Here is a 16,414-nt window from a genome sequence, read left to right as displayed (position 1 = left end):
CGGTTGACCGACGCCACGGTACCGCCGCCCTGCCCGTAACAGCGGCACTAGCCTTCGCGCGCGAAACGGTTCCTGAGGTAGACCACCGTGTGGGGAAGCGCCATCACCAGAAAGAGGAACACGGCGAGGACGTAGGCGTAGCCGCTCCTTTCCTGGCCCGCGTATCCGAGCCCGATCGCCATCCCGGATACGAATACCGGCGGCACATAGCTCATGAGCACAAGACCGGGATTGACCATTTCCTCGGGGTTGTCCGGAGGCACTTCGAAGTAGTGCATGAAGGAGAACGGGCTGCTGGACACCAGCCACACGAACAAGGCGTACAACCGCGCCACAGTCCGCCCTCCTGAGGATCTGGGGATAGCCGGTCACGGCCCCCTACCCTTCCCGGCCGCCGACAACTCCTCGGCCATGAGGTCGGGGTAGCGTTGGCCGCACCCGAAGTGGCCCTCCTGGACGTACATGGCCACGCGCATGACGTCGGAGTTCCAGTCGTCGGCGAGCGCGTCCAGGGAGTCGTCGGTGAGGCATTCGTCGAGCCACAGGGGTCCGTGGCTTCTCATCCCGATCAGCTGGACCGGCTCTCTGCCGATGCGTCACGGCGTTCCGGACAGCCCTGAGGGGCACACCCCCGTCGGTGTGCCCCTCAAACCGCGACCCTCGCGGCGGCGTTCATCGGGCATTCAACAGTGCGGCGTCGAGCGGTTGGTTCAGGCCGTCGTCAGGCGGGCTCCGGCTCGGGTTCGGGTCCCGGTTCCGGCGGTGGCGGCTCCGGAACCGGCGTGGGATCCGGTGGGACCGGCTCTGGCGGCATCGGCGTGGGCGGGAACGGGTCCGGCGGCATCGGATCAGGTCGGCGCACGGTCGCGTCACTGCGGCGAGCACTCATGCGGGTTCCTCCTCTCCTGGAGATCCTTCTGTCCGTTTGGCCTTCTCTGTCCTTCTCCCTTCTCCCCCTGTCCTTCCCCCTGCCCATTCCGGCGCTTCCCTCTCCACAGCCCCGCGGTCGGGTCCCCGTCGGAGCTACGACCGCTTGCGGAGCCTGGGCAGGACCTCGGTGGCGTAGAACTCGAAGAACCCGTCCTGGTCGTCACCGACCTGGCAGACGTACACCTCGTCCGCCCCCGCCTCCAGGTAGGGGGCGACGGCGGCGACGTGCGCCTCGGGGTCGGGTCCGCAGGTGACCTGCTCCGCCACCATCTCCGGGGTGACCAGCGCGTCGGTGAGCTGCTCGAAATGGCGCGGCAGCGGCAGCAGCTGCACGGACTCGCCCGGCAGCGCCTCGGTGGGCCAGCGCTCGTGCACGGTCCGCACCGCCTCCTCCTCGGACGCCGCCCAGCACACCTTCAGGCCGCCCTGGACCGTCTTGCCCGCACCGCCCCCGGCACGGAAGTCCGCGACGGTCCCGGCGCTGGGCGCCACCTGGATGAGGCCGTCGGTCGCACGGGCCGCCAACGCGGTGGCCTTGGGGCCGAAGGCCGACATGTACACCTGCGGCGGCTCCTCGGGGAGCGTGTACAGGCGCGCGGTGTCGACGGTGTAGAACTCGCCCCGGTGGCTGACCAGCTTGCCGCCCCAGAGCTTGCGCATGACTTCCAGGGCCTCCTCCAGCATCGCGATGCGCCGTGCGGCGGGCGGCCAGGCATCGCCGAGGATGTGCTCGTTGAGCGCCTCGCCGGTGCCCACCCCGAGCCGGAAACCCCCGTTGGTCAGCAGCGCGGCGGTGGCCGCGGCCTGAGCGGTGATCGCCGGGTGGATGCGCGTGGTCGGGCAGGTCACCGCGGTGGTGACGGGCAGGGAGGTGGTCTGGCCGATCGCCCCGACCACCGACCACACGAACGAGGACTCGCCCTGGGCGCCCAGCCACGGGTGGTAGTGGTCGGAGATCCACAGGGCGTCGAAACCGGCCGCCTCCGCCGCCTTGGCCTGGCGCACCAGCTCCCGAGGGCCGTGTTCCTCGCTGGCGAGGAAGTATCCGAAGCGCGTCATTCTCCCGATTCCTCTCTGCCGCCGCGCGGTGCGCGCGGTTCAGGCCCGACCGGTTTCGGGCCCTTCGGTTCCCGGCGACGGCGCACCCTGGTTCATGCGGCGGCCCGCGCGTTCGTTGAGCACGGTGACCGTGTTGACCAGGCGCCCCACCCTGCTGTCGCCCGCTTCCGAGCCAGGACGTTCCTCCACGTGCTGGGGTGCGTCTGGCAGCAGCCAGGCGACCAGCCGCATGGCCTCCTGGGTGAGGCCCGGCGCGAGCCCGTGCGCGGCCATCCCGATACGGGTCACCGGCGAGATGATCAGGAAGCCGCGCCGCCTGGCAGTGGCGCGCACGATGCTCCGGGCGGCGTGTTCGGCGCTCACGGTCAGCAGCGGAAGCCCCGCGAGCAGCGCGAACCATGCGTACTCGCGTTCGGGGTCGCCGGTGAAGTCCACGCCGCGGTGCGACCCGGTGCGCATCAGGCCCGGCACGACGGTGGTGACCCGTACCCCGGTGCCCGCGGTCTCGGCGGCCATGCCCTCGGACAGGGCGGCCCAGGCGTGTTTGGCGGCGGAGTAGGGCAGCAGGTGCGGCACCGTGAGGTAGGCGCCGACGGAGGTGATGTTGACGATGGTCCCCCGGTGCTCGCGCAGCCGGTCCACGGCGGCACGGGAGAGGTGGTAGGGGCCCCAGAACATGATGTCCATGGCCTGTTCGAAGTGCTCGTCAGTGAGGGCCTCCTGCGGTCCGACCCGCATGATCCCGGCGCTGTTGACCACGGCGTCCAGGCGCCCGAAGCGCTTCACGGCCTCGTCGAGCAGAGTCTCGATCTGTTCGGGGTCGGTGACGTCGCAGACCACGCCGTGCGCCTCCACGCCCCTGCCGTTGAGCTCGGCGACCGCCCGGTCGAGGTTCTGCCTCCCCCGGGCGCAGACGACCACGGAGGCGCCGGAGGCCCCGAACTCGCGGGCCAGTTGGAGGCCGAGCCCGCGGGAGCTCCCGGTGATGAGGACGACCTTGCCGGACATGCGGCTGGCGCGGCGCCGTTCGGACAGCGCCGAGGCGCCGACGCCGAGTGCGGCTCCGGCCGCGCCCCAGGCGAGGAGTTCGAGGTTGCGCTTGTACGCGGGTACGGGTTCGGGCGCGGGCGCGTACCGGCGGCGGACCCGGGACCAGGCCCAGCGCGCCCCGACCAGTGCGAGGGGTGCCTTCCAGCCGGTCACCGGACGCCCCGTTCCGAAGTCGTGTGGGCGGCGGGCGCGTGTTTGGCCTGCGGCATGTGTTCCCCTGTTCATCTCTTCGCCGGATACGGCTTCGTCTGGTGAGGCATGTCGGATGTGGGTGCTCCGGTACCCGAGGTGCGTCAACGGAAAACGGCGCCTGGGAACTTGTGGGAAAACCCGGCACCCGCGTTGGGGTGGGGCGGTCGTCCGGGTGTTCGCCGCGGACGGCGCCCCGGCTCGGGCGGAGCGGCTCGGTCAGAGCGGGTCGGTCAGAGCGGGTCGGGCTCGGGTTCAGGGCCCATCGGGTTCGGGGCTGCTCACGGCACCAGGCCGTGGACCTGGGCGACCTGGTGCCCCCGATAGCCTTGGTACCGCAGCATCGCCACGGCTCCGGGAACCGGGGTCAGGCTGTAACCGCTCTCGTCCCGTTCCCCCAGTTCCCCGAGCTCGTCGTGCGGCACCTCCGCACGCTGGTCGGACAGACCGCTTTCCAGGTCGATTCGGCCGGTACTCCCGTCCCCGGCCGCCCCTTCCCCGAGGGGCGTGACGAGAACTGCGGCCGGTGGAGGATCTCCGGAGGTGAAGCCCCGAGGGGGGAGGTTGTCCGCGTACACGAGCGTGTTCGCGAGGACAGCCCCGGAGCCCACCTGATCGGTCGGCACGGAATCAGGGAGGGCGGTGGTGTCCAGCACGTCGCCGTCAGCGCCGGTGCGGTGCAGCAAGAGAGGCTCATCGGAGCCAGAGGGGTACCACTCGGGGATGAGCGCGCCCTGGCTGTCGGCGTGCCAGGCGAATACCCCGAGTTCGGACGCCAGGGACTCCAGGTCGTCGGCGTCCCGCCCGAGGGCGGCGCTGTCCGCCCCGGTACCGGTGTCAAGGACACGATCGCCGACCTTGACGAGCGGTTCGGCTCCGGGCCGGAGCGGCTCGCTCGGTTCCGGGACCGGAGGGTGGTCGCCGTCCCGGGCCTCCCAGTCACGCCGCCAGTTCTCCTGCCCCGTGGCAACGTCCAGGGCGACCACCGAGTTGGACTCGGTGCCCCCGCCCTCCTCGATCATCGACAGTACGTGGCGGTACCCGTCCGATGAGTGCGCTTCCAGCTCCTGGTCCGTGCACAGCTCACCGAGGATGACCTGGTCCTGGTGGAAAGCGGCACCCTCCGGCCCGAAGAGGCACCCGCGTTCCCCGTCCCAGCCGCTGGCAGGGCGCTCCCAGAGTTCCTCGCCCCCGGGGCCAACGGCGATCAGGTCCCCCTCGGTCCGGAACACGTAGGCGTCCACGGCGCTGATTTCCGGGCCGTGGGCTCCGTCCAGCAGCTCCTCGCCCAGGAACGGGCCCTCCTCGACGACCTCACCCGTGGCCGTGTCCAGGAGCCGACGGTGCAGCTCGCCTCCGTCGCCCGACTCCTCCGCTTCGACGACGACCGCGGCCAGGTCGTTCCGGCCGTCGACGACCCCCATGGCCCACTGGGGAGGGCGGACGGGGTACGGCGACCGGTGGGTCCACAGCTCCTCGCCGGTCTCCCCGTGCAGGCCCACCAAGCCGTCTTCCAGAACGACCACGGGGCCGTGGGTGCCCGCGTCCACCCGAACGGCGGCGGCGTCCAGCGGGGGCGCCCAGGTCCACCCCTCCACTGCGGCGTCGGTCGGAACCGGCGCCGGGTCGGCGGGGGCTTCAGCCAGGTAGTCGTGTTGGACCGAGTAGTGATCGGCCAAGGGCGTCACCGAAGCGGCGGCGAAGACCACGGTCAGCACCGGCTCCGAGGCCGGCCCGGATGCCCGACCAGGGCGCCCAGGTACAGCACGGTGCTGAGCGCGGTCAGGACGGCCGCCATCCACAGGCCGATCGCCCACTCCGACTCATCGAAGCCCTGCGGCAGGGAAGCCAGCGGAACGGACTCGTAGGGGGAGGCCGTAAGGACGAAGAAGACGGCGGCAGTGATCAGGGCGACCAGCTTGTACACGTGCGCGGCAGCCACCTGACCGTCCAGGCCACCGTCCTCGCGTCTGAGCCTCGACACCGCCAGGACCACGAACGCGAGCAAGAGGCCCACCACGAGCCACCACAGCGAGGCCACCTCCGCGTCCGCGTAGGCCCCCTCGTCGTCGTAGAAAGCCATCAGCACCCACACGGCAAAGGGCACCGTGGCGGCCGATACAGCGATTCCGGCCCGGCCGAGGGTCCCCGCCCACCACCGGAGGACATTCGCGCAGAAGGTCCGAGCTTTCTTCGACGGCTTCGTTCGCGGTGTTCCTGACGCTGGCATCGCTTCTGGCACGTGGGGGACGCATTCCGTTTCGAGCGCTCGTGGGTGCGGTTTGGACGGGGCGGTTCGGTGGGGCCAACGGTGGGATACACCGTGCGCGCGCGAAGTTCGCGAACACGCCGCGGTCGGCGGACCGGGCGGACTCACTCATCTAGGGGACCAGTTCTCAGGGCACCAGACCGTAGAGGGGAGCGAGCGGCTCGGTGTCCTCGATATGGGACACCACCGCACCGGGTACCGCGAGGAGGTGGTGGTCGGCCCTCTCCAGTTCGGGGTCCCTCCCCCGCACCCCTGAGCTCTCTTCGGCATCGAAGTCGATCACAAGCAGGTCCTCCTCGGTCACCTCACCTCCTGCGGGGGCCACCGTCACCGTTCGGAACCACTCATCCTCCGCGCTCGGGACCAGTTCCGGAGCGAACAGCGCGTCCTCCAGACCGGAACGGAACCGCGCCTCGCCGGAGAGCGCGTCCCCGGCCTCCGTGCGGTGAACTTCGCCGTCGCCGTCATAGCCGACCCACTGGCGAGGGTCCTCCTCGCTGCGGACGTCGAGAAACCCGGTCTCGGAGAAGACGCCAGCCTGGCGCTCGGCCGTCTCGTACAGAGAGACCATCGGGACGGTCATCTCATCCACGATGTCACCGGTTTCGGTGTCAAGGGTGATCACCTCCTTGTCACCGCCGGGCCGGGGTGTGTGGAGGAGGTGTACGTGCTCTCCCTCGCCCTCGATCACACTCGTCGCGACGCCCCGGGCGTACGGGAGCCGATAGGTCCAGAGCTCCTCCCCCGTGGCCCCGTCCAGGGCCACGAACCCGTCCGCATGCAACACGACCGGGCCCCAAGGCCCCAGGAGTACGTCCTCCACCGGGTCCTCGGGCTCCCAGGTCCAGCCCACCCGGGCCACGTCCCGGGGTACCGGCGCGGGCTCGCCCGGCATGTCGGCGACCGTGTGCTCCACCGTCAGCACGCGGGCCAGAACGGGGGTCAGTGCCGCGACCAGCACCACGGCCAGCACACCCGCACCAGCCCCGGCCAGTGCCCCTCGCCAGCGGCGTACCGGAAGCCCTCGGGCTCCCCCGATCAGCAGGATCAGTCCGAGCGCGATGGTAGTGACCCCGCCCCACACGTCCGTGGTCAGAATCGGTAGCGCGCCATGAAAGTCGACGGGGTCGCCGACCTTCAGGTGCCGGAGCGGGAATGCCTCCCAGACCATCCACAGCCCCCCGAGCGCCAGCGCTACCCGAAACACGGTCCGCCTGAAGCTGGGCCGGTCCTCGGGGCTGGCCCCGGAGCGGGCCCAGGAACCGGAGACCACGTCGACCACGGCCAGGACAGCGAGGAACGGCGACGTCAGAACCGCTCGGGAGAGTGCGTCCCCAGTTGCGTTATCCTCGCCGAGCCCGCCCAGATTGGCACCGACCAGGTACACACCACCGAGCAGTAGCACCGTCCCGGCCCCACCCAGTTCCGCCCTGAACCGTCCGCCCACGGACGCGCCTCCTTTCCCTGGAGCTTCCGGCCCACTGAGACGTGCCCGGAGGCGCAGCGGTTTCGTCGGTGGTCCGTGCGGTTCGGCGGGAAGCTCAAGGGGCAGCCGCGGCCCCCTTCTTCAGCACACTCGCGGCGCCTGCCAGCGCCCCTGTACGCAGCCAAGGCACCCACTGCCCCGGCCCCAACCCCCTCGGACCCGACCGCCCCGGCCAACCGCGAAACGCTCCTGGTTCGATTCCTGTCCGCCTTGGAATCCCCGCATGCCGACCCTTGACCTCAACCAATATTGAGCTCCTAGGTTGAGAGTCCGGACGGATGAGAGTCCGGAACGACCACGAGAGGAGTTCTCATGAGCGTGAGCTGGGCCTACCTGTACCTGCACCCCGGCACCGACCCGGCCGCCGACCGCACCGTGATCGACCGCGCAGGCCATCGGACCACCCTGGTTCCGGTCCCCGACACCGCTGTCGCACCGAAGACCGCCGCCGCCCTGGCCGAGGAAGGCGCCCAACTCATCGAACTCTGCGGCGGCTTCGGCCTGGAAGCGGCCGCCCAGGTGCGGGCGGCCGTCCCCGACGGCGTACCGGTCGGCCAGATGGTCTTCGCCTCCGACTCAGTCCGATCGGCCGCGGCCTTCAGCCAGGCCGCGTCTTCCTGACTAGACCCGGTCCGCGGGAAACCCGCCGGTCGCCACGGGACCCCACCGCTCGGGGGTGACGCGCACCAGTGCCTTGCCCTGGCGGCGCATCGCCTCCCGGTACTCGTCCCAGTCGGGGTGCTCTCCCGAGATCACCCGGAAGTACTCGACGAGGGGCTCGACGGCCTCCTCCCCGTCCCCGTCGAGCACCTCGGCCGTTCCGTCCACCTGTACCCAGGGCCCGTCGAAGTCGTCCGAGAGAACGACGACGCTCACCCGCGGATCCTTGCGGGCGTTACGGGTCTTCGCCCGCTCGGGGTACGTGGAGACCACGATGCGGCCCTCGGCGTCGACCCCGCACACCACCGGCGACGTCTGCGGGCCGTCGTCCGTCCGCCTGGTGGTCAGGAGTGCTTTGTGCCGGGGCCGGAGGAACTCCAGGAGCCCCTCCAGGTCGACCTTGGTGTTGGTAGCGATGTTGGGTGCCATGCGTCCGTTTCCTCAGGAGGTGGTGCAGAAGGGCCGCCAGGCTATCGGCGCCCCGGCCCGGGAAGGAAGCGAAACCACCGCCCGTGCCGGGACCGGCATGCTGGCGGACCGGTGGTGCTTTCGATGGCCGAACAGGGGTGACTAGGCTCACGGGAGACCGCGAATGCAGCGAGCAAGGGAGCACGCATGCCTGAGATCGCCGACCGCTACGGGCGCCTGGCCGATGAGTTCACCAAAGCTGTTGCCGCTGTTCCCCCGGACCGCTGGCAGAGCCCGTCACCGTGTGCGGGCTGGACCGCACTCGACGTGGTACGGCACGTCGTCGACTCCCACGTCATGCAGCTGGGATTGGCCGACCGGGAACCGGGCGCGAGGCCCTCGGTCGACGAGGACCCGCTCGGATCCGTGCGGGCCGTGAAAGCGGCGGTGCACGCCGACCTGGACGACTCCGAGCGGGCCGCCGCGACTGTCGAGGGTCCGGCCGGTCAGACCGTATTCGAGCAGTCGATCGACACCTTCCTGAACTTTGACCTCGTCATCCACCGGTGGGACCTGGCCTGGGCCGCCGGACTCGACGAGCGGATCGCCACCGGCGACGTGCGCTGGGCGGCCGGTGTGGCGGAGTCCTTCGGCGATTTCATCCGCGCCGACGGGGTCTGCGGCCCGGAGCTGACTCCCCCGCCCGGAGCCGACGAGCAGACCAGGATGCTCGCTTACGTGGGGCGGCAGTCCTGGTAGCGACTGCCCTGGCGGCCAAGCGGCCGCTACTAACCTTCGATGACTACCGCTACGTGTTTGCTCTGCTGAGCTCGGAGAGACCATCCCCGCGAGGGTGGGGAGCAGTAGAGGCACTGGGCCGCTGAGGTGATCCCCTGGGGGCCATCCCCACGTGCGTGGGGAGCAGAAGGTTTCGAAGGCGAACCCTTGCTCGGAGTCGGGGCCATCCCCACGAGGGTGGGAAGCAGATTCCTTGAACTGGGAATTTACCAGCAACAAGCACTCGTTTCTGCAGCTTCTTGAAAGCAGTCCCGCACCCGACGACTCACCTCCCTCCAAACCCCGAACCGCCTCCGCTCCCCCGGCGCCTGGAAGGCCACTGCAAGCCCGGCGGCAGGTTCGGCCAGGACTACGCCCTTGCTGGCAAGCGGAGCAGGCCTTCAGACGCTCAGCCGGTGGCAATCAAGGAAGGCCACACCTGCACCCGCAAGATAGTGCGGTCAACCCAGTCCGGTTTCCAGAAGCACCGGTCGGGTAGTATCAATAACGATACTGTCTGTCCATGGCCAGTCTTGAGAAGATCCTCGCGAGGATGCGGCGCCAACCGACCTCCGTCAGGTTCGCGGACCTGGTGAAGGTGTGTGATCACTACTTCGGGGAGCCGCGCAGACGGGGAACCTCTCATCGGGTCTACCGGATGCCTTGGCCGGGAGACCCACGGGTCAACATTCAGAATGACCACGGGCAGGCCAAGGCCTACCAGGTGCGACAGGTGCTCGCCGCGATCGCGCAGCTGAAGGAGGAGCGGTGAACCGATCGGAACACTTCGCCTACCGGGTCCGGTGGTCAGCCGAGGACGAGGCCTATGTGGGGACGGTCGCGGAGTTCCCGTCCCTCTCCTGGGTTGCCCCGGTGAGCACCGATGCGTTCACCGGAATCAGGGAGCTCGCCGCGGACACCGTCGACGACATGCTGGCCTCGGACGAGCAGCCACCCGCACCTATCGCGGAGCGGGACTACTCGGGCAAGTTCCAGGTCCGGGTCCCACCGGAGCTGCACAGACAACTGGCCATCGAGGCGGCGGAACAGAATGTGTCATTGAACCGGCTCGCCACCCTTCGCCTGGCCTTGTGCGCGGGCCCGACCCATTTCTCCAGCCGGGGTTGAAAGCTCACCCTGGACGGAGGCAGTGCCAGGGGTCCTGAGATACGTCGAGCGGCACAATAGAGATGGTGCCCAAACACCCCACCGGAATAATGCCCGCGGACTCGGGGCATCGGGACCGCACCGCGCAGGGGCAGGGCGCCGGGGTCGGACCGTCCCCGCGGGCGCGGGGAGCAACTTCTCTACCTGGGTAATTACCGGTGGCAAGGGATGGTTTTTTCCGACTTCTCAGAAGTCGGACACCGGCAACCCCCTATGCGGGCGTTTCCTTATGCCCTTCACAGGCCTACTCTATTGGCTGACCTGCGGAAAAGGCCACCCCCGGGTGGATCGGGAATGGCCTTTCCGATTAATCTCCGGCCGCGTCCAGCAGAACATCGACCAGGCGCTCGGCCGCGTCCGGCCTGCCGTGGGAGCGGGCCTGCTCGGCGATGGACTCGCGCTTGGCGGAGTCGTCTAGCAGGGGCTCGACCGCCGCTTGCAGGTTCTGCGGGGTGACCTCCTCCAGGAGTGCGACGGCCGCACCGGATTCCTGCAGGTGGCGGGCGTTGTGTGCCTGCTCGTTGCCCGCGGAGGACGCCAGGGGGATGAACACCGCGGCCTTGCCGAGGGCGGTGAGTTCGGCGATGGTTCCGGCGCCGCTGCGGGAGATCACGACGTCGGCGAGGGCCAGCACGTCGGGGAGCTCGGGGCCGACGAAGGCGGTGAGGTGGTAGCGCTCGGCCAACCCCAGCGGCAGGTTTCGGGCACTCTCCTGTAGCCCTTCGAGGTTGGCCGATCCGCACTGGTGCACGACGTTGGCCCTCGCGAGGAGCCAGGGCAGAATCCCCGCGACGTTGTCGTTGATCTGCGCCGATCCCTGGGCACCGCCGGTGATGTAGACGGTGGGCAGCTTCGGGTCGTGCCCCTCGAAGCCGAGGCCCTTGGCGGCCAGGTGGGGCTGTCCGGTGAGGACCTCCGGGCGGACCGGGTTTCCGGTCACCACGGCGTCGTCCTGGGCGGACTCCGGCAGCAGTTCCACGGAGGACTCCGCGGACACGGCGATCTGGGCACCGGCCCGGGCGAGGACCTTGTTGGCCAGGCCGAGGCGGACCGTCTGCTCGTGGACCACGAGCGGGCGTCGGCACATCCGGGCGGCGAGGCCGACGGGCACGGCGACGTAGCCGCCGGTGGCCAGGACCACGTCCGGGGTGAAGTCGGAGACGAGCCTGCGGGCCTGCATGACGCCGCGGGGGACGTTGGCCATGTCCTTGACGTTGGCCGGGGATACGAGCTTGATCGGGTTCTTGGACCGGCGGATCTTTCCGGTTGCCACGTCGGCGAAGTCGATGTCGTTGGCGGTGGCGACCCGCTCTTCGAGGCTGCTCTCCGCACCCACCCACAGCACCTCCAAGGTGTTGCCGGTCGACTCCAACCGGGCTCGCAGTGCGTTGACTGCGGTCAGTGCGGGGTAGGTGTGGCCGCCCGTCCCCCCTCCGGTCACGATCAGGCGCAGGTCCCGGGGCGAGCGGTCGTCGGTGGTGTTCACGCGTGTCCCATCTGGCAGCCCGCGGATGGTCCGCGGACGGGAGAAACGGTCAGGATGAGGGCCAGCGACTGGCGGGGGGAATCATGGCCCAAGAGCACGGTAGCCGCGTTCAGGAGCCCTTGGCACCAGCGCTCGGGGCGAACCGGGGCAATTCCCCGACCGATCCCCTGGTCACACGGCTGCGTTGTGGCCCAGGGCCCGAAGGAGTGTGGTGCGCCGCGCCCGGTGGACCTCTTCCTCGGACAGCGCTCCTTCCCCGCTCTCGACCACCGTGGCGTGACCGATCGCGATGACGGCCGCGACCAGCCAGTCGACCGGCAGCCCGTCATCGAACTCCCCGCTGCGCTGACCGCGCCCGATCACCCGCCTGAGCCGGTCGGCGGTCGGCCCGTGGCGAACGGCGTCGGCCCGTGCTCCCTCGCCCGATGACTCCCCTACCCCCGCCCCCGCGGCCCCGTCGGCCTTCGTTCCGGCCCAGTGCATCAGGTTCGGGTACCGTCCGGCGGTCCTCGCGGCGGCGTCGACCAGCCGCAGCAGCGCGTCGGCGGCGGGCCCGGAGTCGAGGTCGGCGGCGTCCATCGCGGCCACGGCCTCCTCGGTGACGCGGTCAAGGGCCGCCGACAGGAGCTTGGCTCGGGAGGGGAAGTGGGCGTAGACGGTCTGCCTGGCCACCCCGGCCTCGGCCGCGACGGCGTCCATCTTGGCGTGGGGCCTGTCGTTGAGCAGTCGGATCGCGGCGTCGAGGATCGCGGACCGGCTGCGCCGTGCGTCGGCTCGGCGGCTCGGGGTCGAGGATGAGGACATCTCTTACACCTTGTCAAAGTTAAGCGGAGCACATATCTTACATCTTGTCAGAGTTATGTGTTCGCACGCGCCCTGAGGGGCCAGGAGGCAGGAGGCACTATGAGCCCGTACAACGCGACCGATCCCGGGCAGTTCATCGTCGATTTCTTCGGCGGGCTCGAGCACGCGGTCACCGACACGGAGGAGGAGCTCGGCACGATCGTCGACCGGTTCCACACACCGGACATGGTGCAGTACGCCGACGGGCACCGGATGGACCGGGCCAAGCTCATCGAACACCTGCGCCCCGTACGGAAGAAGAAGCCCAGGTCCCGGCTGGAGGTACACGAGGCCACCGCCGACGGCGACCTGCTCGCCGCCCGCTACACCATGCACGTGGTGCGGGGCAGGCGCTCGTTCTCGATCGACGTGCACTACTTCGGGAGGTTCGCCCCCGACGGCCGCCTGCGCGAGGCCCACCAGCTCACCCGCATGGAGAGGAACCCCGCGGGGGCAAGGGACAACGGCAACGAGAACGCTGAGGTGCCGGCATGACCGAGCGAACCTACACCGTGGCCGGTATGGCCTGCGCGCACTGCGAGAGCTTCGTGACCGAGGAGTTGGAGGGCGTCACCGGAGTCACCGCGGTCGCCGTGGACGTGGAGCGGGGGCGGGTGACCGTGACCAGCGAGCGGGCGCTGGAGCTCGCCGAGGTCCGCGCCGCGGTCGAGGAGGCCGGTTACGAGCTCGCCGCCCAGGACCACTGAGCGCCCCCGCCGAACCGGCCGTCCGGCAGCCTTGCCTGACCGCCTACTCCCGGGGGTCTCCATAGGCCGCCAGGAAGATCCGGACGCTCTCCGCGGCGTTGGCGCGGAGCTCCTCGGGAGCGGGGATGGCGCGGTCTCCGAGGAGCATGACCCGGTTGACGGGTTCGGACATCACCAGCCAGTTGAAGCGGGAGGCCGCTTGGCGGGGGTCGGAGACCGCGAGGTGTCCTGAGGAGGAGAGCGCTTCGAAGACCCGGGTGAGGTTGTCGATGGCCCGCCCGGGGCCGTGGTGGTAGAGGGCCTGGGCGAGTTCGGGGAAGCGGGGCACCTCGCCGATGACCAGGCGGCGCACCCGCATCAGGCGCGAGGTGAGCACCACGGTGAGCTGGCGGTGGGCGTAGTCGGTGAGGTAGGCAGCGATGTCCTCTTCGGCGGTGGGCGCGGGGTGTACGTGGACGAGGTCGCCGGCCCCGGTCGTCATGTGTGTGACGATCTCGACGAACAGGCTCTCCTTGCTGCCGAAGTGCTTGTACACGGTCTGCTTGGACACCCCGGAGCGCGCCGCGATCTCGTCCATACTGGTGCCCAGGTAGCTGTCCCGGAGGAAGACGTCCTCAGCCGCCTCCAGGATCGTGCGCCTCTTGCGCTCGGAGCGGCTCTCCACCGGTTGGTCCACCATGTGCTCCTCGTTCCCGGTTGACTCTTGGGTACTGTACCGTCTAGTTTTCAACCATGGGAGTACTGGACGGTCCAGTTTGATTCCATGAGGTTTCCGGAGGCGGCCATGCACCTTCAGTTCGCCGAACTCCCCGTGTCCGACCAGGACCGGGCGAAGACCTTCTACACCGAGAAGCTCGGCTGCCGCGTGGTCGCCGACGCACCCATGGGCGACGACGGATGGCGGTGGATCGAGCTCGGGTTCGAGGGCGCCGACACCGCGCTGCACTTCGTCCCCCGAGCGGACGAGAAGCCCTCCCCCGGCCCCGTGCTGGTGCTGGTCGAGGACGACGTCCGGGGCACCGTCGAGGCCCTGCGCGCGAAGGGCGTGGAGATCGTCACCGAACCCGAGGAGGCCTCCTACATGCCGGGGGTCACCGTGGCTGAGTTCCGTGACAGCGAGGGCAACCGCATGGTCCTCAGCGAGAGGTTGGGGTAACCGCCATGGCAGCAGGCACAGCCGACGAACGCTCCCTGCGAGTGCCCGGCGCCCGCATCCACCACGAGGTCCGGGGTTCGGGCCCGCTCCTGCTCCTGATCCCCGGCGGGCCGCAGGACGCCGGGGTCCTGGCCGACTTGGGCCGGCGCCTGGCCGACCGGTACACCACCGTGGCCTACGACCCCCGGGGCAACTCGCGCAGCGTCCCGGACACAGTCCCCGATAACCGGGCCCCTGAGACCCAAGGGGACCCGAGGCTCGACGCGCACGCCGACGACGCCGCACGCCTCATCCGCGCTCTCGGCGGCGGCCCCGCGTACGTCTTCGGCACCAGCGGCGGCGCCCAGATCGCGCTCGCGCTGGCCGCCCAGAGCCCCGATCTGGTGCGCACGGTCGTGGCCCACGAGCCCCCGTGCGTGATGCTCCTCGACGACCCGTCCGAGGCCCTCGCCCGCGACCGGGAGGTCCACGAGACCTACCTGCGGGAGGGCGTGGAGGCCGGAATGGCCCTCTTCTTCGGCGTCGCCGGCATGGACGGCCCCGACGGGGGCTACCCGGGCTCCGACGGGCCCGGGTCCGGCACGGGTGTGGACGACGCTCACCCGGAGATGAGCGAGGAGGACGCCGCGACCTTCGAGCGGGTCAGCGGGAACTTCGCGTACTTCCTCGCCCACGGCCTGCTGCCGCTCTCGCTGTACCGCCCGGACACGGCCGCCCTGCGGCGGAACGGGACCCGGGTGAGGGTTGCCCTCGGTGAGGGATCGGCCGGCCAGGACATCCACGCCATGGGGTCGGCTCTGGCCCGGGACCTGGGGATCGATCCGGTCTCCTTCCCCGGGGACCATCTGGGATACGAGGCCGCACCCGAGGCCTTCACCGCAGCCCTGCGCCGCGTGCTCGCCGACGGCTGAGCCTCCCGGCCTCGACCCCTCACTTCGAAGCCGTCGCGGCGGACGGGGCCGTGACGCGCCGGTCGAAGTCGACGCGGTAGTCGTTCATCCACGCTTGGCTGCCGAATCGGGCGATCATCGCGAACACCGCCCGCAGCACGAGGTCGCGCAGGAACAGTGCCGCCGGGTGCGCCGAACCCGCCTTCTGGTTGCCGCGCCTGCGGCCCTCCGCGGCCACGCGCTCCACCCGGTCGCGGCGCCCCCGTTCGTAGGCGGCGAAAGCCTCCTCGACCGTGGTCAGGTCCCGCAGACAGGCGGCCAGGACGAGGGCGTCCTCCGCCGCCAGGGAAGCGCCCTGCCCGCTGGAGTTGGACACGGCGTGCGCGGCGTCGCCCAGCAGCGCCACCCGGCCCCGGCTCCAGCGGGGCAGGGACGCCAAGTCGTAGGTGCCCATGGGCCGGAAGCGTTCGGGGCCGGCGGCCTTCAGGATGGTGGTGACGTCCGGGAGGTCGTCGGCGAACAGCGCCAAAGCGTGTTCCTTCCATGCCTCGTCGCCGCGGGCGGCGATCTCTTCACGGGTCAGTTCGGTGTGCCCGAGGTTGGCGAACCAGAACACCTCCCCCGACGGCGCGGTCTGGTACCCGAAGAACGCCCGCCTGCCGAAGACCATCCGCGTGGTCGCCTCCGGGGTGGGCGCGATCCCGTCGGCCCGGACGTACCCGCCGATCCCCAGGAGCCCCGTGTAGGAGGGGCTCGGGGCGTCGGGATCCATGGTGCGCCGCACGAGCGAATGGATGCCGTCCGCGCCGAGGAGCACATCGCCCTCGGCCGTGGTGCCGTCGGCGAACTCGGCGACCACGCCGTTGGCGGTCTCGGTGTAGCCGGTGAAGCGCTTGCCGTACTCGATCCGGATGCCTTGGGCCTGGGCGGCTTCGGCCAAGGCCCGTTGTAGGGCGCCGCGGTTGACGGTGACGGTGCGCAGTTCGGCCGGCCCCTCGTCGGAGCCGTAGGGCAGGGCGCCGAGGCGCCGTCCGGCCCCGTTGACGAACTCGATGCGGGTGGTGGGGAAGGCCGCCGCGTCCCGCGCCGCTTCGAGCATGCCGACGGTGCGCAGGGCGGCCAGGCCGTTGGGGGCCAGGGTCAGGAACGCGCCGATGTCGTCCCCGGGCCCGGCGTGGGCCTCGTAGACGACTGCCTCGAGCCCGGCCCGGCGCAGCGCCGCCGCGGCGACCGGTCCGCCGATACCGCCCCCGATGATGAGTGCCTTCATCGCTGGTCCCTCTCCACTCTCGCTTATAGTCATATTATGACTATACGGAATGGCTATCCTGACAACC

The 16,414-nt window shown here is 70.2% G+C and carries 20 protein-coding genes; 8 read left to right on the top strand and 12 right to left on the bottom strand.

Annotated features, from left to right (window positions below):
* Positions 1 to 47 precede the first annotated feature (47 nt).
* The 7 genes from ACYVDG_RS15705 to ACYVDG_RS15675 form a co-directional block, all read right to left on the bottom strand.
* Positions 48 to 335, bottom strand: a complete 288-nt coding sequence (locus tag ACYVDG_RS15705; protein WP_460752232.1) for a hypothetical protein — start codon at positions 333 to 335, stop codon at positions 48 to 50.
* Between the two features lie 33 nt (positions 336 to 368).
* Positions 369 to 563 carry a hypothetical protein gene (locus ACYVDG_RS15700; protein WP_460752229.1) on the bottom strand — a complete coding sequence of 65 codons (195 nt, stop codon included), beginning with the start codon at positions 561 to 563 and terminating at the stop codon, positions 369 to 371.
* Positions 564 to 1,023: 460 nt separating this feature from the next.
* Positions 1,024 to 1,989 (bottom strand): TIGR03557 family F420-dependent LLM class oxidoreductase, encoded by a 966-nt coding sequence (locus ACYVDG_RS15695; RefSeq protein WP_460752226.1) that lies wholly within the window; start codon positions 1,987 to 1,989, stop codon positions 1,024 to 1,026.
* A gap of 39 nt (positions 1,990 to 2,028) precedes the next feature.
* Positions 2,029 to 3,192 (bottom strand): SDR family NAD(P)-dependent oxidoreductase, encoded by a 1,164-nt coding sequence (locus ACYVDG_RS15690; RefSeq protein WP_460752223.1) that lies wholly within the window; start codon positions 3,190 to 3,192, stop codon positions 2,029 to 2,031.
* 317 nt (positions 3,193 to 3,509) lie between these two features.
* A complete protein-coding gene (locus tag ACYVDG_RS15685) occupies positions 3,510 to 4,946 on the bottom strand; it encodes a hypothetical protein (RefSeq protein WP_460752220.1) in 1,437 nt (478 codons plus the stop codon).
* A complete protein-coding gene (locus ACYVDG_RS15680; protein WP_460752217.1) occupies positions 4,940 to 5,311 on the bottom strand; it encodes a hypothetical protein in 372 nt (123 codons plus the stop codon). Before ACYVDG_RS15680 ends, ACYVDG_RS15685 begins: the two co-directional genes overlap by 7 nt.
* A gap of 313 nt (positions 5,312 to 5,624) precedes the next feature.
* Positions 5,625 to 6,944, bottom strand: a complete 1,320-nt coding sequence (locus ACYVDG_RS15675; RefSeq protein ID WP_460752213.1) for a hypothetical protein — start codon at positions 6,942 to 6,944, stop codon at positions 5,625 to 5,627.
* 351 nt (positions 6,945 to 7,295) lie between these two features.
* Here ACYVDG_RS15675 and ACYVDG_RS15670 point away from each other — a divergent pair, with 351 nt between their 5' ends.
* Positions 7,296 to 7,604 carry a DUF6506 family protein gene (locus tag ACYVDG_RS15670; RefSeq protein ID WP_460752210.1) on the top strand — a complete coding sequence of 103 codons (309 nt, stop codon included), beginning with the start codon at positions 7,296 to 7,298 and terminating at the stop codon, positions 7,602 to 7,604.
* Here ACYVDG_RS15670 and ACYVDG_RS15665 read toward each other — a convergent pair whose 3' ends face one another.
* The gene (locus tag ACYVDG_RS15665) at positions 7,605 to 8,072 is read right to left on the bottom strand and encodes a PPOX class F420-dependent oxidoreductase (protein WP_460752207.1); all 468 of its coding nucleotides are present in this window, start codon (positions 8,070 to 8,072) and stop codon (positions 7,605 to 7,607) included.
* Between the two features lie 186 nt (positions 8,073 to 8,258).
* Here ACYVDG_RS15665 and ACYVDG_RS15660 point away from each other — a divergent pair, with 186 nt between their 5' ends.
* From ACYVDG_RS15660 to ACYVDG_RS15650, 3 genes are all read left to right on the top strand, one after another.
* Positions 8,259 to 8,810, top strand: a complete 552-nt coding sequence (locus ACYVDG_RS15660) for a TIGR03086 family metal-binding protein (RefSeq protein ID WP_460752203.1) — start codon at positions 8,259 to 8,261, stop codon at positions 8,808 to 8,810.
* 541 nt (positions 8,811 to 9,351) lie between these two features.
* Complete coding sequence (locus tag ACYVDG_RS15655) at positions 9,352 to 9,600, top strand: toxin HicA (protein WP_460752200.1); 249 nt, start codon at positions 9,352 to 9,354, stop codon at positions 9,598 to 9,600.
* Positions 9,597 to 9,956 carry a type II toxin-antitoxin system HicB family antitoxin gene (locus ACYVDG_RS15650; protein WP_460752195.1) on the top strand — a complete coding sequence of 120 codons (360 nt, stop codon included), beginning with the start codon at positions 9,597 to 9,599 and terminating at the stop codon, positions 9,954 to 9,956. Before ACYVDG_RS15655 ends, ACYVDG_RS15650 begins: the two co-directional genes overlap by 4 nt.
* Before the next feature lie 346 nt (positions 9,957 to 10,302).
* Here ACYVDG_RS15650 and ACYVDG_RS15645 read toward each other — a convergent pair whose 3' ends face one another.
* Both ACYVDG_RS15645 and ACYVDG_RS15640 read right to left on the bottom strand, forming a co-directional pair.
* Entirely contained in the window at positions 10,303 to 11,481 is a 1,179-nt protein-coding gene (locus tag ACYVDG_RS15645) for a UDP-N-acetylglucosamine--N-acetylmuramyl-(pentapeptide) pyrophosphoryl-undecaprenol N-acetylglucosamine transferase (RefSeq protein WP_460752192.1), read from the bottom strand.
* Positions 11,482 to 11,652: 171 nt separating this feature from the next.
* The gene (locus tag ACYVDG_RS15640; RefSeq protein ID WP_460752188.1) at positions 11,653 to 12,285 is read right to left on the bottom strand and encodes a TetR/AcrR family transcriptional regulator; all 633 of its coding nucleotides are present in this window, start codon (positions 12,283 to 12,285) and stop codon (positions 11,653 to 11,655) included.
* A gap of 99 nt (positions 12,286 to 12,384) precedes the next feature.
* Here ACYVDG_RS15640 and ACYVDG_RS15635 point away from each other — a divergent pair, with 99 nt between their 5' ends.
* Together ACYVDG_RS15635 and ACYVDG_RS15630 are read left to right on the top strand one after the other, a co-directional pair.
* Positions 12,385 to 12,819, top strand: a complete 435-nt coding sequence (locus ACYVDG_RS15635; RefSeq protein WP_460752183.1) for a nuclear transport factor 2 family protein — start codon at positions 12,385 to 12,387, stop codon at positions 12,817 to 12,819.
* Positions 12,816 to 13,031: a heavy-metal-associated domain-containing protein gene (locus ACYVDG_RS15630; protein ID WP_460752180.1), complete on the top strand. Its 216-nt coding sequence runs from the start codon at positions 12,816 to 12,818 to the stop codon at positions 13,029 to 13,031. Before ACYVDG_RS15635 ends, ACYVDG_RS15630 begins: the two co-directional genes overlap by 4 nt.
* A 43-nt stretch (positions 13,032 to 13,074) precedes the next feature.
* On the opposite strand, the gene ACYVDG_RS15625 is transcribed toward ACYVDG_RS15630, so the two are convergent.
* The gene (locus ACYVDG_RS15625) at positions 13,075 to 13,710 is read right to left on the bottom strand and encodes a TetR/AcrR family transcriptional regulator (protein WP_460752175.1); all 636 of its coding nucleotides are present in this window, start codon (positions 13,708 to 13,710) and stop codon (positions 13,075 to 13,077) included.
* A gap of 105 nt (positions 13,711 to 13,815) precedes the next feature.
* On the opposite strand from ACYVDG_RS15625, the gene ACYVDG_RS15620 reads away from it, so the two are divergent.
* Positions 13,816 to 14,187 carry a VOC family protein gene (locus ACYVDG_RS15620; RefSeq protein WP_460752477.1) on the top strand — a complete coding sequence of 124 codons (372 nt, stop codon included), beginning with the start codon at positions 13,816 to 13,818 and terminating at the stop codon, positions 14,185 to 14,187.
* 5 nt (positions 14,188 to 14,192) lie between these two features.
* A complete protein-coding gene (locus ACYVDG_RS15615; protein WP_460752172.1) occupies positions 14,193 to 15,098 on the top strand; it encodes an alpha/beta fold hydrolase in 906 nt (301 codons plus the stop codon).
* Positions 15,099 to 15,117: 19 nt separating this feature from the next.
* Here the strand turns inward: ACYVDG_RS15615 and ACYVDG_RS15610 are convergent, their stop codons facing one another.
* The gene (locus tag ACYVDG_RS15610; protein WP_460752167.1) at positions 15,118 to 16,380 is read right to left on the bottom strand and encodes an FAD-dependent oxidoreductase; all 1,263 of its coding nucleotides are present in this window, start codon (positions 16,378 to 16,380) and stop codon (positions 15,118 to 15,120) included.
* Positions 16,381 to 16,414: the final 34 nt, after the last annotated feature.

The organism is Nocardiopsis oceani (genome assembly GCF_054777395.1).
This window is presented reverse-complemented; position numbering and strand designations above follow the sequence as displayed.